The organism is Caballeronia sp. SL2Y3 (assembly GCF_022879575.1).
Taxonomy (GTDB): Bacteria; Pseudomonadota; Gammaproteobacteria; order Burkholderiales; family Burkholderiaceae; genus Caballeronia.
The window spans coordinates 80,407-93,009 of the sequence record NZ_CP084261.1; the positions used below are offsets into that span (position 1 = coordinate 80,407).

Genomic DNA, 12,603 nt, shown 5'->3' on the forward strand with positions numbered 1-12,603 from the left:
CCCCCGCTCTAATGCGCCCCCGCCGCCGCTCCACCTCCACCGCCCTTCGCCACCTTCGTGATCCAGATGAGCGGGATGATCAAAATGAAGATCACCGCCGAGATTAGAAAGATATCGTTGAGACCCATCATCGCGGCCTGCGAATTCACGGTGAAGTTGAACATGCCGCGCGCCTGCGCTTCGCTGATATCGAGCGTCGATTGCGACGCGCCGAGCGCCTGCCAGAACGTCGGGTTGAAGGCGTTCGCCTGCTCGGTCAGCCGCTCGTGATGCAGCGCGATGCGGTCGTCCCACGCATTGCCGGCGAGCGACGTGCCCACCGCGCCGCAAAACACCCGCGCGAAGTTCGATAAACCGGCCGCCGCCGGAATCTTCGAAGGCGGCAGGCCCGAGAGCACAATGGCCGTCAGCGGCACGAAGAACATCGCCATCGGAATGCCCTGCAGCAGCGTCGGCAGCACGAGATGGAATGTGTCGATCTCGATCACGTATTTGGAGCGCAGCCAGAACACGAACGCGAAGCCGATGAACGCCATCGTCGCGATCACGCGGGCGTCGCTGCGCGGCAGGATCTTGCCCATGATCGGCGCGAGTATCACGGCAAACACGCCGAGCGGCGCGGTAACGAGGCCGGCATCGACGGAACGGTAGTTGAGGTACTGCTGCATCCACTGCGGCAGAAGCACGAGGTTGCCGAAGAACACGCCGTACGCCACCGAAATCGCCACCGTCCCGCCGAAGAAATTGCGCCCGGTGAAGAGCCGCAGATCGACCACCGGATTCGCCTCCGTCAATTCCCACACGACGAAGAACGCAAACGAAATGACCGCGACGATCGCCAGCGCCACGATCACCGGCGACGAGAACCAGTCGAGGTCGCGTCCCTTGTCGAGCATGATCTGGAGCGACGCCACCCACGCGACGAGCAGCGCGAGCCCGATCACGTCGATCGGCGCCTTGCGCGTCGGCGATTCACGCGTGCGGTAGATGAACCACGTCACGCCCGCCGCGAAGATGCCCACCGGTATGTTGATGTAGAAGATCCACGACCACGAATAGCTGTCGGTGATCCAGCCGCCGAGCGCAGGGCCGGCAATCGGCCCGACGGTCGCGGTCATCGCCCAGAGCGAGAGCGCCATCGACGCTTTCTCTTTCGGATACGAGCCGAGCAGAATGGCCTGCGAAAGCGGAATCAGCGGCCCGGCGACCGCGCCTTGCAGCACGCGGGCAATGAGCAGCACCGGCAGATTCGGCGCGAGACCGCAGAGCCAGGACGACAGCACGAACATCAGAATCGCGCCGACGAAAAGCCGGATCTGCCCGAGCCGTTGCGTGAGCCAGCCGGTCAGCGGAATGGAAACCGCGTTCGACGCCGCAAACACCGTGATCACCCACGTGCCTTCGTTCACCGACACGCCGAGGTTCCCGGAAATCGTCGGAATCGCGACGTTGGCGATCGACGAGTCCAGCACGTTCATGAAGGTCGCGAGCGCCACGGCGAAGGTGGCGAGCACGAGTTGGCCGCCCTTGAGCGGCGGTGGCGGCGGTGCGGCTTTGGTTTGCGGCGGCGTGCTCATGCAGTTCCCGGCGAAGCGCCGCGACGGTGAAATCGCGGCTGGATGTCAACGAATCCGCCAGTGTGCCTGCGCTTCAAAAAAGCTGCACAGCCGCCGCCACGCAGCTTACTTCGCTGAAATGTCGATGTTGCCGAGGTACTTCTTCGCGTACTTGTCGATGGTGCCGTCCGCCTTCACCTTCGCGATGGCCGCATCGAGCTTGGCCTTCAGCGCATCGTCGCCCTTGCGGATGCCGTACGCGATGCCGCTGCCGAGAATCTTGTCGTCGCGCACCGGCGCGCCGGCAAACGAAAAGCCATCGCCGTCGGGCTTCGAGAGGAAGCCGCTTTGTCCGGCGGGCGCGAGCACGAGCGTCGCGTCGAGGCGGCCGGACTTGAGGTCCGCGTAGACCTGATTCTGGTCCTGATACGGCACGACCTTCACGCCTTCGTTTTCCCAGTGCGCCTTGGCGAACGTCTCCTGAATGGAGCCTTGCAGCACGCCCACGCTCTTGCCTTTCAGCGCCGCCGCCGTCGGTTCGATCCCGCTGCCGGTCTTCGCGATGAGTTGCGTCGGCACGCGATACACGACCGTCGTGAAGTCGATGGCCTGACGGCGCTGCTCGGTCGCGTTCATCGCGGAATTGATCGCGTCGAACTTGCGGCCCTGCAGCGCGGGAATCAGGCCGTCGAACGACGTTTCGACCCATTTGCACTGCATCTTCGCGGCGACGCAGACGGCGTTGCCGACGTCGATATCGAGTCCTTGCAGTTCGCCCGTCGCCGATTTCGATTCGAACGGCGGGTATTGCGCTTCGACGCCGAAGCGCAGCGTGTCGGCGGCGAGCGCCGCGCCGCTCGCGAGCGAGCACGCGACGAAAAGCGCGGCGGCGAGGTGGTTCTTCTTCATCGTGGTCTCCAATCAATCAAAGGGGCTAAATCTGGCAAAGGCGGCGCGCGCCTTCGATGAGCGTGTCGTCGTCCTTCGCGAACGACAGGCGAATCACGCGATTGTCGGTGCCGTCCGTGTAGAACGCGGACAGCGGAATGGTCGCGACGCGCGCCTCGCGGATCAGCCGCGGCACGAAATCGCTGTCGGGCGCGTCCGAGATGGCGCTATAACGGGCGAGCATGAAGAAGCTGCCTGCGCTCGGCAACAGTTCGAAACGCGAGCCGGCGAGCGCGCGGGCGAGCACGTCGCGCTTGTGCTGATAGAACGGCCCGAGGTTCAGATAGCTCGATTCGTCGGCGAGCGCCTCGGCGAACGCCATCTGCATCGGCGTGTCGGCGGAGAAGGTCATGAACTGGTGAATCTTGCGAATCTCGGCGGTCAGCGCGGCTGGGGCGAGGCAATAACCGACGCGCCAGCCCGTCACGTGATACGACTTGCCGAACGACGACACGATCACGCTGCGTTCGGCGAGCGCCGGATAGCGCGCCATGCCGTGATGCGGCGCGCCGTCGAAGACGACGTGTTCGTACACTTCGTCCGACAGCACGATGATTTTCGTATCGCGCGTGAGCGCCGTGAGCCGCTCGATATCGGCGGGCGTGAACGCGCTGCCCGTCGGATTGTGCGGCGTGTTGACGAGAATCATGCGCGTCTTCGGCGTGATGGCGGCGGCGACTTCGTCCCAGTCGATGCTGAAGTCTTCAGGCGACAGCTTGATCGCGATCGGCGTCGCGCCCTGAAGCTGCACGATCGGCGCATAGCTGTCGAACGACGGCTCGAAGTAGATCACCTCGTCGCCGGGATGTACGAGCGCGCTGATGCTCGCGTACAGCCCTTCGCTCGCGCTCGCGACCACGGTCACTTCGGTGCCCGGATCGTACTGCGCGCCGTAGACTTTCTGCGTCTTCAACGCGATGGCCTCGCGCAGCGCCAGCACGCCGGACATCGGCGAATACTGGTTATGTCCTGCCTGCATGGCTCGCGTGACGCTTTCGACGAGCCTCGGATCGCACGCGAAATTCGGCGCGCCTTGCGACAGGTTCAGCGCGTGATGCTCGTCGGCAAGCTGGCCGATGACGGTGAAAATGGTGGTGCCGACCTTCGGCAGCTTCGATTCGGGAATACAGGCGCTGTGCACGACGGCTCGCTCCAATAGACAGTGCGACGATTCAACCGCGGCAATAAACGGCCGACAATCGAAACTTTGTCATACTAGCCATGTGCGCCGCTCATGGCTCCTTTCGTTAACCCGATGAAACCGCTGCCCTCGCTCGACGTTCTCAAGACTTTTCTCGTGGTCGCTCAGAAGCTGAACTTCACGCGCGCCGCCGATGCGCTCAACGTGACGCAGGGCGCAGTCAGCCGGCAGATAGCGGGACTGGAGGCGCAGCTCGGCTACGCGCTTTTCGTGCGGCAGGCGCGCGGGCTCGCGCTCACGCATCACGGCGCGCTGTTGATCGCGCCGTTGCAGCAGGCGTTCGCGCAGATCGGCGACGCGCTCGCCAAGGGCGGCAGCGCCTCCGGAACCTTGCGCGTCAAGTGTCCGACCTGCGCGATGCGCTGGGTGCTCCCGCGCGTGATCCGGTTGCAGAACGAGCGGCCCGAACAGGTCGTGGAAGTGACGGCGTCGGTGTCGCACGGCGTCGAATTCAATGCGGAGCAGTTCGACGCCGCCATCGTCTTCAGCCCGACGTCCGCGAAGCCGTCGGGCAAGGGCCTGACGGTGCACCATCTTTTCGATGAAGTGCTCACGCCGGTCTGCGCGCCCGAACTCTGGAAACCGCGCGGCAACGCGGAGCCGACGCCCGACGACCTCGCGGGCCAGACGCTGCTGCACCCGACGCGCGATCGCCGCGACTGGCTCTTGTGGCTCGGCGCGTACGGCTACGACGGCTTGCCGTCCACGAAGGCGCAACACTTTGACACGCTCGACCTCGCCATCTCGTCGGCGATGCAGGGCCTGGGCGTAACCATCGGCGATGTCTCGCTGATCGAAGAAGACCTGCGCGCGAAACGCGTGATCGCGCCATTCGCGTTGCGCGTGCCGAGCGGCGCGGCCTACTACCTCGTTTATCCGGAGCGGCCGGCGCCGTCGCCCGCGTTGCAGCAGTTCGCGCAGTGGCTCAACGACGAAGCCGCGGCCACGCGCGAGAACCTGCGTCTGCGATAGCCAATAGCGCCTACATGCCGTGCTTGGTGACGACGGTTTCCCATTGCCCGTTCTTGACCTGATAGAGCGTCGATGACGCGTTCTTCAGCGCGCCGTTGTCGTCGAAGGCAATGGGACCCGTGATGCCCTCGAACGAAATCTTCTTCAGCACCGGGCGATACACCTTGGGATCGGCGGAATTCGCCTTCTGCATCGCGTTGATCGCGGCCCACGCCGCGTCGTAACCGAACGGCGCGTACGACAGAATCGCGACGCCGAAGCGCTTCTGGAACTTCTCGCTGAACGCCTTGCCTTGCGGCAGCTTGTCGAGCGGGCTGCCGTATTCCCAGGCCTGCGCGCCTTCGGCCGCGTCGCCCGCGAGCTTCAGGAAATCGGCGTCCATCACGCCGCCGCCGCCCACGAACTGCGCGTTCATGCCGAGCTGCTTCATGCGCTTGACGACAGCCGCCGCTTGCCGGTCCAGTCCGCCGAAGAAAATCAGGTCCGCGTTCGTGGCCTTGATGCGCGTGAGTTGCGCGCTGAAATCGACGGTCTGGTTGTCGCTGAACTCGCGACCGACGATGTTGCCGCCTTTCGCCTTCACCGCTTTCTCGAACTCGTCCGCTTCGCCCTGGCCGAAGGCCGTGCGGTCGTCGATGATCGCGATGCGCTTCGCTTTCGTCGTCGTGACCGCGTACGCGCCGGCATTGCCCGCGTTCTGCGCGTCGCTGGAAATCACCGTGAACACGTTCTCGAGGCCGCGCGTGGTGATGGTCGGATTCGTCGCGGCCGGATCGATCATCGGAATGCCGGCGTTGTTATAGATGGGCGAGGCGGGCAGCGTCGTGCCCGAATTGAAGTGACCGACGACGACGGCCACGCCGTCATCGACGAGCTTCTGCGCCGCCTGCACGCCGACGCGCGGGTCGGCCTGATCGTCTTCCGCCTGAATCTCGAACTTCGCCGTCTTGCCGCCGATGCTGATCTTCTTGGCGTTCGCCTCGTCGAGCGCGAGCTGCACGCCGTTCTGCAGATCCTTTCCGTAGCCCGCGTTCGCGCCCGTGAGCGGCGCGGCGAAGCCGATCTTGACCGTGACGTCTTCGGCGGCGGCGGTCATGGGCACGGCGGCGAGTGCGGCGCTGGCGCACGCCGCCAGCCATGCCAAAGGTTTGACGCTCGTACGGATACGCATGGTTTCCTCTCCTTTTGTGGTTTGGCAATCCAGGAACGCGGCTACTGCATGGAACATGACCAATTACCCGCCCGCAAGACGGAGTTGCCCTCGTCGCGGCGAAAGTCGCATCCGTACTCGCTTGGCGGCGGACAAGCGCAATGTAGGAAGCCAAATTGGCCGCGTCTTGTCGATTCGTCGCGCGGCGACTGCGGATTTCGGCACAGGCGCGGCGGCGCGCTTCTCCAGACGCGGCGCGGCGTCACGCATTTGGCGGCGCTCGGGCGCGCGACGATTCCCGCCGCTTCATGCCGCTTCATGCGTTCGGCCTATCGCGCCGATGAAAACGCGCCGTTTGACACGAGTGCATATACACATATAAGCTACGAGTCATGTCAACGCACTCATCTCCTCTCGACTGCAACTGCTTCGCCATCCGGCAGGCCGCGCGTTATGTCTCGCAACTCTACGAGCGGCACATGGGCGAGGTCGGCCTGACTTCGGCGCAATTCACGCTGCTCGCGTCGATTGCGCGCAAGCCCGGCGTGCAGATGGCCGAACTCGCGGACGCCATGGTCATGGACCGCACGACGCTCGTACGCGCGCTCAAGCCGCTTCAGCGCGACGGCATGGTGCAGGCGGATCAACAGTCGCCGAATTCGCGCGCGGTCGGTCTCACGTTGACGGCGGCGGGCAAGGCGCTGCTCGCGCAGGGCGTCGAGAAGTGGCGGACGGCGCAGGCCGAATTCGAGCAGAAGTACGGCGAGAAGCGCGCGAAGTCGCTGCGTCAGATGCTGTTCGAAATCACCGCGATGGATTGAATCAACGAAACCGGGCACGCAGGGCCGCGTGCCTTTTCATGTCAGATAAAGTGCATGTGCACTAACAGGAGCAGTCATGCAGATCAAGGGCAAGGTCGTACTCGTCACCGGCGCGAACCGCGGTCTCGGCAAGCAGTTCGCGAAGTCGCTGTTGCAGGCGGGCGCCGCCAAGGTGTATGCGGCGGCGCGCGATCCGGGCAGCGTGGATATCGAAGGCGTCGAAGCCATCCGCCTCGACGTCACGAAGCCTGCCGACATCGCCGAAGCCGCGGCCAAGTACACGGACGTGCAGATCGTCATCAACAACGCGGGGGCGTTGGCGCGCGGCGCATTGGTCGATCCGGCATCGACGCAAGGCATGCGCGATCTCTTCGAGGTCAACGTGATCGGCCCGCTCGCCGTGACGCAGGCGTTCGCGCCCACGCTCAAGAAGAACGGCGGCGGCGCGGTCATCAACGTGCTGTCCGTGCTGAGCTGGGTCGCGCTGCCGGACGGCGGCGCTTACAGCGCGTCGAAGTCGGCGGCGTGGGCCGTGACCAATGCGCTGCGCGGCGAGTTGCGCGGACAGGGCACGCTCGTGGTCGGCGTGCATCCGGGCTACATCGACACCGACATGGTCGCCGAAGTCGCAGCCCCGGAGACGTCGCCGGCCAGCGTGGTCGAGCAAGTGCTCGCGGCGGTCGAGCGCGACGAAGAAGAAGTGCTCGTGGACGACACCGGCCGCGGCGTCAAGCAGTCGCTGTCCACCGCGAAGCCGATCTACATCACCGGCATTCCCGGTTAAGCCGGCTTCTGCGCCTTCTGCATTTCCTCGAAGCCGGCGGCGGCTTCCTGCACGTCGGGCGGGAAGTCGCCGAACTCCTGCACTTGCCGCACTTCGATGATCTCGTTTGCCGAAGCGGGGCACCGCTTCGCCCATTCGATCGCCTCTTCGCGCGACTTCACCTGAATCATCCAATAGCCGCCGAGCACTTCCTTCGCTTCCGCGAACGGGCCGTCGGTCACGCGCGGCTTGCCGCCTTCGAACGTGACGCGCGCGCCCATCGACGGCGGATGCAGTCCGTCGAGCGCGAGCAGCACGCCGGCCTTCTGCAACTCTTCGTTATACTTCATCATCGCGGCGACGGCTTCGGCGCTCGGCATCGCGCCCGGCTCCGCGCTTTCGTAGCCGCGCGGGATCATCAGCATCATGAATCGCATGGGAGTGCTCCTGTCGAGGTGAACAAACGCGCAGTTGCGCGCTCACACCTTACGACGCGCACGCCGCGGCGCGATCGACACGAGCCGTCAAATTTTGGCTTTAAGCGTTTATCCCTATCCGATTCGGGTTGCCTTCCGGACGAACACCGTCGAATAATGTAATCCATTACATTTCGTTCGCCGCCCCGGCGCGCAGCATGTCCGATCCCGTGCGTCCTCCCGAGGAAGTATCGATAGCCGACGTTGCCCGGCGTGCCGGCGTGTCCGTCGCCACGGTGTCGCGCGTGCTCAATAGCCACAGCAACGTGCGCGAGGCCACGCGCGAGAAAGTGCGCGAGGCGGTCGCAGCGAGCGGCTATCGCGTGAACGAGCTTGCGCGCAATCTGCGCACGGCCGAAAGCCGCCTGCTTCTCACGATGGTCCCCGACTTCGGCAACCCGTTCTATGCGGCCATCGTGCGCGGCATCGACACGGTCGCGCGGCAGAACGGCTACTTCATGCTTCTCTGCGATACGGGCGCCGATCCGTTGCGCGAGCGCAGCTACTTCGACCTGCTGCGCGGGCGTCGCGCGGACGGCGCCATCTGTCTCGATCCAGCCGCTGTGCAAAAGGCGCTCGTCGAGCAGGCTTCGACGCTGCCGTGGGTCGCGTGCTGCGAATTCGACCCGGCCGCGCGCGTGCCTTACGTGGGTATCGACAACCATCTTGCCGCAGGCGATGTCGTGCGTTATCTGTTGGACAAGGGACACGAGCGCATCGCGCTGATCAACTCCGGCGAAGGCTATCTGTATGGCCGACAGCGCCTCGCGGGTTATCGCGATGCGCTGCAAGCCGCGGGCATCGTCGCGAACCCGGCATGGCAGGTCGAACTGGACAGCCTCGATTACGACGCCGGCGAGCGCGCCGCCCGGCAGCTCGCGTCGCTCGGGCGCGACCGGCCGACCGCCATTTTCGCGGTGTCGGACACGCTCGCCATCGGCGTGCTGAACGGCCTGCGCAGCGCGGGCCTGCGCGTGCCGGAAGATGTCGCGGTCGTCGGCTTCGATGACATCGCCGTGGCCGCCCACGCCGTGCCGCCGCTCACGACCGTCGCGCAGCCGATGCGCGCGCTCGGCGAGACGGCGGCGGAACTCTTGCTCAAGCGCCTGCGCGATCCGCGCGCGGAAGTGCCGGGCGTGCTGCTGCCGCATCGCCTGATACAAAGAAGGAGCGCCTGACGATGACCCTTGCCGTGCGCTTTGACGCAGTCGAGAAGAACTTCGGCCCGGTGCGCGTGCTCCACGGCGTGAGTTTCGATCTCGCGCCGGGTCGCATCTACGGCTTGCTCGGCGAAAACGGCGCGGGCAAGTCCACGCTCATGAAGATCCTCGCGGGCTACGAGCGCGCGAGCGCTGGCGACGTGCTGATAGACGGCAAGCCCGCCGCCTTCGCCAGTTCGCGCGACGCCGAGCGCGCGGGCATCGTGCTCATTCACCAGGAACTGAATCTCGCGGATCATCTGAGCATCACGCAGAACATGTTTCTCGGCCACGAGCTGCGCAAAGGCTTCTTCCTCGATGAACCCGCCATGCGCGACGACGCCCGCGCCGCGCTCAACGAAGTCGGCCTGCACAAGAATCCGGACACGAAAGTGCGCGAGTTGATCGTCGCGGAGAAGCAGCTTGTCGAGATCGCGAAGGCCATGCTGCGCGACACGCGCCTGCTCATCATGGACGAGCCGACCGCCACGCTGACGCCCGCCGAGACGCAGCGCCTCTTCGCGCTGATGGCGCGGCTGAAGGAGGCGGGCACGACGATCCTCTATATCTCGCACAAGCTCGACGAAGTGGAACGCGTGACCGACGAAGTGATCGTGATGCGCGATGGCCGCTTCGTCGCCCGCGCGCCGACCGCCGACCTCACGCGCCGCGAAATGGCCAACCTCATGGTAGGCCGCGAAGTCTCCGACATGTTTCCCGAGAAGCCCGCGCTCGCCGCCGATGCGCCGCTCGCGTTTCAGGTGGAAGGCGCGTCCGTGCCCGGCTGGGCCGAAGGCGTGAGCTTTTCCGTGCGGCAGGGCGAAGTCTTCGGCTTCGCGGGACTCGTCGGCGCGGGACGCACGGAACTGTTCGAGGCGCTGGTCGGCTTGCGGCCGCTCGCGGCGGGGCGCATCGCCATCGAAGGCGAGACCGTGAAGCTCAAGAACCCGCGCGACGCGATGCGCCACGGCATCACGTACTTGAGCGAAGACCGCAAGGGACGCGGCCTGCATGTGGACATGGCGCTCAAGGACAACCTCACGATGATGACGCTGGAACGCTACGCGCGCCCGCTCATCGACTCGCGCGCCGAACGCGATGCGCTGACGCTCGCGGTCAAGGACTTCGGCATTCGCACCGGCAATACACGCAGCCGCGCCCGCATGCTCTCGGGCGGCAATCAGCAAAAGCTCGCGCTCGCGAAGTTCCTGCATCCCGATCCGCGCGTGGTCGTGCTCGACGAGCCCACGCGTGGCGTCGATGTCGGCGCGAAACGCGACATCTATTTCCTGATCCACCGCCTCGCCGCCGAGGGCCGCGCGGTGATCGTCATTTCTTCCGAGCTGATCGAACTGATCGGGCTGTGCCATCGCGTCGCCGTGATGCGCGCGGGCGAACTGGTCGCGACGCTCGGCATGGACCTTTTGACCGAAGAGAGGTTGATCGCGCATGCGACCGGCACACACTGAAGACACCGCGCAAGAAAGCCGCCTCACCGCCGTCGCGCGGTTTCTGCTCGGCGTCGGGCCGCTGATCGGGCTGATTGCGCTGTGCATCGGCGGCACGCTTCTGAACGGCGACTTCGCCACCTTCGACAACGCGATGAACGTGCTTACGCGCACGTCGTTCATCGGCATCATCGCGGTGGGCATGACCTTCGTCATCATCTCGGGCGGCATCGACTTGTCCGTCGGATCGATGGCCGCGCTCATCGCGGGCAGCATGATCTTCATGATGAACGGCCTGCTTCAGGGCGTGCGCGGCCATGCGCTGCCGCCGCTTCTGATCGTCGCGCTCGGCATCGTGCTCGCGCTCGTACTCGGCGCGCTCTTCGGCTTCGCGCACGGACTGCTCGTGACCAAAGGGCGCATCGAGCCGTTCATCGTGACGCTCGGCACGCTCGGCGTGTTCCGCGCGCTTCTGACGTGGCTCGCGGACGGCGGCGCGCTCACGCTCGACAATTCGCTCGTCGATCTCTACGGCCCCGTGTATTACGCGAATCTTTTCGGCGTGCCGGTGCCCATCTGGGTCTTCGCGATCGTCGCGGCGGGCGGCGCGCTGGTACTCAACCGCACGGTGTTCGGGCGGCACGTGCAGGCCATCGGCTCGAACGAACAGGTCGCGCGCTACGCGGCCATTCGCGTCGATAACGTGAAGATCGCGACCTACGTGCTGCTCGGACTATGCGTCGCCGTGGCGACCGTGCTCTACGTCCCGCGCTTGGGGTCAGCGACGCCGACCACCGGCCTTCTGTGGGAACTCGAAGCGATCGCCGCCGTGGTGGTCGGCGGCACGGCGCTCAAGGGCGGCGAAGGGCGCGTGATCGGCACGGTCATCGGCGCGATTTTGCTTTCCGTCATCAACAACATCCTCAATCTCACGAGCATCATCAGCGTGTATCTGAACGCGGCGGTGCAGGGCGCCGTGATCATTTTCGTAGCCTTCTTGCAGCGTGGCCGTCGGTAACTTTCTACTTCGAATAACAGGAGACATCGTCATGAAAAAACTGCTTCGCGCGCTCGGCGCGCTGACGCTCGCGGCGAGCGCGTTCGCCACGGCATCGTCCGCCTTCGCCGCCGACAAGGTCGTGCTCGGCGTCGCCATTCCGACCGCCACGCACGGATTCACGGGCGGCATCGTCTGGTGGGCGAACGAGGCCAAGAAGGAGCTGGAGAAGGCGCATCCCGATCTCAAGATCATCGTGAAGACGGCGTCGGGCGCGCCCGAGCAGGCCAACCAGCTGCAGGATCTCGTGACGGTCAACAAGATCAACGCGCTCGTGATTTTCCCGTTCGAATCGGCGTCGCTCACGCAGCCGGTCGCGCAGGTCAAGAAGAGGGGCGTGTACGTGACCGTCGTCGATCGCGGCCTCACCGACACCAGCGCGCAAGACGCGTACGTTGCAGGCGACAACACTGCGTTCGGCAAGCTGCCCGCCGAATATCTCGCGAAAACGCTCAACGGCAAGGGCGATATCGTCGCGCTGCGCGGCATTCCCACGACGCTCGACAACGAACGCTGGACCGCTTTCGAAGGCGTGATCAAGCAGCATCCGGACATCAAGATTCTGGATGCCAAGTACGCCAACTGGAACCGCGACGACGCGTTCAAGGTGATGCAGGACTATCTGACGCGCTTCAAGCATATCGACGCCGTCTGGGCCGCCGACGACGACATGATGATCGGCGTGCTCAAGGCGATCGATCAGGCGCATCGCACGGATATCAAGGAAGTGTTCGGCGGCGCGGGATCGAAGGAAGCGGTCAAGCGCATCATGGACGGCGACCAGCGCGTGAAAGCGGACGTCTCGTACTCGCCGAAGTTCATCTACGATGCGATCAAGCTCACGGCCGAGGCGCGTCTAAAGGGCGACAAGCTGCCGCCGACGACCATCATTCCTTCGGTGCTCATCACGAAGGACAACGCGAAGCAATTCTATTTCCCGAACTCGCCGTTCTGACTGCACAGCCGGTCATGCGCTGAACCGCGCTGACCGGCGTTTCCAACGAGGCGAAAG

Annotated in this window: 12 protein-coding genes; 7 read left to right on the forward strand and 5 right to left on the reverse strand. The window is 64.9% G+C overall.

Features of this window, described 5'->3' with window-relative positions; genetic code table 11:
- Positions 1-8: 8 nt before the first annotated feature.
- The 3 genes from LDZ26_RS13780 to LDZ26_RS13790 form a co-directional block, all read right to left on the reverse strand.
- The gene (locus LDZ26_RS13780; protein WP_244849739.1) at positions 9-1,577 is read right to left on the reverse strand and encodes a DHA2 family efflux MFS transporter permease subunit; all 1,569 of its coding nucleotides are present in this window, start codon (positions 1,575-1,577) and stop codon (positions 9-11) included.
- Between the two features lie 105 nt (positions 1,578-1,682).
- Positions 1,683-2,465 (reverse strand): ABC transporter substrate-binding protein, encoded by a 783-nt coding sequence (locus LDZ26_RS13785; protein ID WP_244849740.1) that lies wholly within the window; start codon positions 2,463-2,465, stop codon positions 1,683-1,685.
- A 25-nt stretch (positions 2,466-2,490) separates the two neighbouring features.
- Entirely contained in the window at positions 2,491-3,645 is a 1,155-nt protein-coding gene (locus LDZ26_RS13790) for a methionine aminotransferase (protein ID WP_244849741.1), read from the reverse strand.
- A gap of 93 nt (positions 3,646-3,738) precedes the next feature.
- Here LDZ26_RS13790 and LDZ26_RS13795 point away from each other — a divergent pair, with 93 nt between their 5' ends.
- The gene (locus LDZ26_RS13795; protein ID WP_244849742.1) at positions 3,739-4,677 is read left to right on the forward strand and encodes a LysR substrate-binding domain-containing protein; all 939 of its coding nucleotides are present in this window, start codon (positions 3,739-3,741) and stop codon (positions 4,675-4,677) included.
- A gap of 10 nt (positions 4,678-4,687) precedes the next feature.
- Here LDZ26_RS13795 and LDZ26_RS13800 read toward each other — a convergent pair whose 3' ends face one another.
- On the reverse strand, positions 4,688-5,848 hold the full coding sequence (locus LDZ26_RS13800; protein ID WP_244849743.1) for a branched-chain amino acid ABC transporter substrate-binding protein: 1,161 nt from the start codon (positions 5,846-5,848) through the stop codon (positions 4,688-4,690).
- Between the two features lie 371 nt (positions 5,849-6,219).
- Between LDZ26_RS13800 and LDZ26_RS13805 the strand changes: the two genes are divergently transcribed.
- Positions 6,220-6,648 carry a MarR family winged helix-turn-helix transcriptional regulator gene (locus tag LDZ26_RS13805; RefSeq protein ID WP_244849744.1) on the forward strand — a complete coding sequence of 143 codons (429 nt, stop codon included), beginning with the start codon at positions 6,220-6,222 and terminating at the stop codon, positions 6,646-6,648.
- A 76-nt stretch (positions 6,649-6,724) separates the two neighbouring features.
- Complete coding sequence (locus tag LDZ26_RS13810; RefSeq protein WP_244849745.1) at positions 6,725-7,432, forward strand: SDR family oxidoreductase; 708 nt, start codon at positions 6,725-6,727, stop codon at positions 7,430-7,432.
- On the opposite strand, the gene LDZ26_RS13815 is transcribed toward LDZ26_RS13810, so the two are convergent.
- Complete coding sequence (locus tag LDZ26_RS13815; protein WP_244849746.1) at positions 7,429-7,848, reverse strand: YciI family protein; 420 nt, start codon at positions 7,846-7,848, stop codon at positions 7,429-7,431. The two genes, LDZ26_RS13810 and LDZ26_RS13815, sit on opposite strands and share 4 nt — an antisense overlap.
- A 197-nt stretch (positions 7,849-8,045) precedes the next feature.
- On the opposite strand from LDZ26_RS13815, the gene LDZ26_RS13820 reads away from it, so the two are divergent.
- From LDZ26_RS13820 to LDZ26_RS13835, 4 genes are read left to right on the forward strand one after another with little or no spacing between them, the layout of a single operon-like run.
- Complete coding sequence (locus tag LDZ26_RS13820) at positions 8,046-9,065, forward strand: LacI family DNA-binding transcriptional regulator (RefSeq protein ID WP_175940870.1); 1,020 nt, start codon at positions 8,046-8,048, stop codon at positions 9,063-9,065.
- A 2-nt stretch (positions 9,066-9,067) separates the two neighbouring features.
- Entirely contained in the window at positions 9,068-10,555 is a 1,488-nt protein-coding gene (locus tag LDZ26_RS13825) for a sugar ABC transporter ATP-binding protein (RefSeq protein WP_244849747.1), read from the forward strand.
- The gene (locus tag LDZ26_RS13830) at positions 10,536-11,552 is read left to right on the forward strand and encodes an ABC transporter permease (protein ID WP_244849748.1); all 1,017 of its coding nucleotides are present in this window, start codon (positions 10,536-10,538) and stop codon (positions 11,550-11,552) included. The genes LDZ26_RS13825 and LDZ26_RS13830 overlap by 20 nt, the downstream gene beginning before the upstream one ends.
- 31 nt (positions 11,553-11,583) lie before the next feature.
- Positions 11,584-12,546 (forward strand): substrate-binding domain-containing protein, encoded by a 963-nt coding sequence (locus LDZ26_RS13835; protein ID WP_244849749.1) that lies wholly within the window; start codon positions 11,584-11,586, stop codon positions 12,544-12,546.
- Positions 12,547-12,603 lie beyond the last annotated feature (57 nt).

Excerpts from the sequence above, each read along its gene's own strand:
- LDZ26_RS13795 (WP_244849742.1), top strand. The coding sequence starts at position 3,739 with ATGGCTCCTTTCGTTAACCCGATGAAACCGCTGCCCTCGCTCGACGTT.
- LDZ26_RS13825 (WP_244849747.1), top strand. The coding sequence starts at position 9,068 with ATGACCCTTGCCGTGCGCTTTGACGCAGTCGAGAAGAACTTCGGCCCG.
- LDZ26_RS13810 (WP_244849745.1), top strand. The coding sequence starts at position 6,725 with ATGCAGATCAAGGGCAAGGTCGTACTCGTCACCGGCGCGAACCGCGGT.
- LDZ26_RS13835 (WP_244849749.1), top strand. The coding sequence starts at position 11,584 with ATGAAAAAACTGCTTCGCGCGCTCGGCGCGCTGACGCTCGCGGCGAGC.
- LDZ26_RS13805 (WP_244849744.1), top strand. The coding sequence starts at position 6,220 with ATGTCAACGCACTCATCTCCTCTCGACTGCAACTGCTTCGCCATCCGG.
- LDZ26_RS13800 (WP_244849743.1), bottom strand. The coding sequence starts at position 5,848 with ATGCGTATCCGTACGAGCGTCAAACCTTTGGCATGGCTGGCGGCGTGC.
- LDZ26_RS13785 (WP_244849740.1), bottom strand. The coding sequence starts at position 2,465 with ATGAAGAAGAACCACCTCGCCGCCGCGCTTTTCGTCGCGTGCTCGCTC.
- LDZ26_RS13815 (WP_244849746.1), bottom strand. The coding sequence starts at position 7,848 with ATGCGATTCATGATGCTGATGATCCCGCGCGGCTACGAAAGCGCGGAG.
- LDZ26_RS13820 (WP_175940870.1), top strand. The coding sequence starts at position 8,046 with ATGTCCGATCCCGTGCGTCCTCCCGAGGAAGTATCGATAGCCGACGTT.
- LDZ26_RS13780 (WP_244849739.1), bottom strand. The coding sequence starts at position 1,577 with ATGAGCACGCCGCCGCAAACCAAAGCCGCACCGCCGCCACCGCCGCTC.
- LDZ26_RS13830 (WP_244849748.1), top strand. The coding sequence starts at position 10,536 with ATGCGACCGGCACACACTGAAGACACCGCGCAAGAAAGCCGCCTCACC.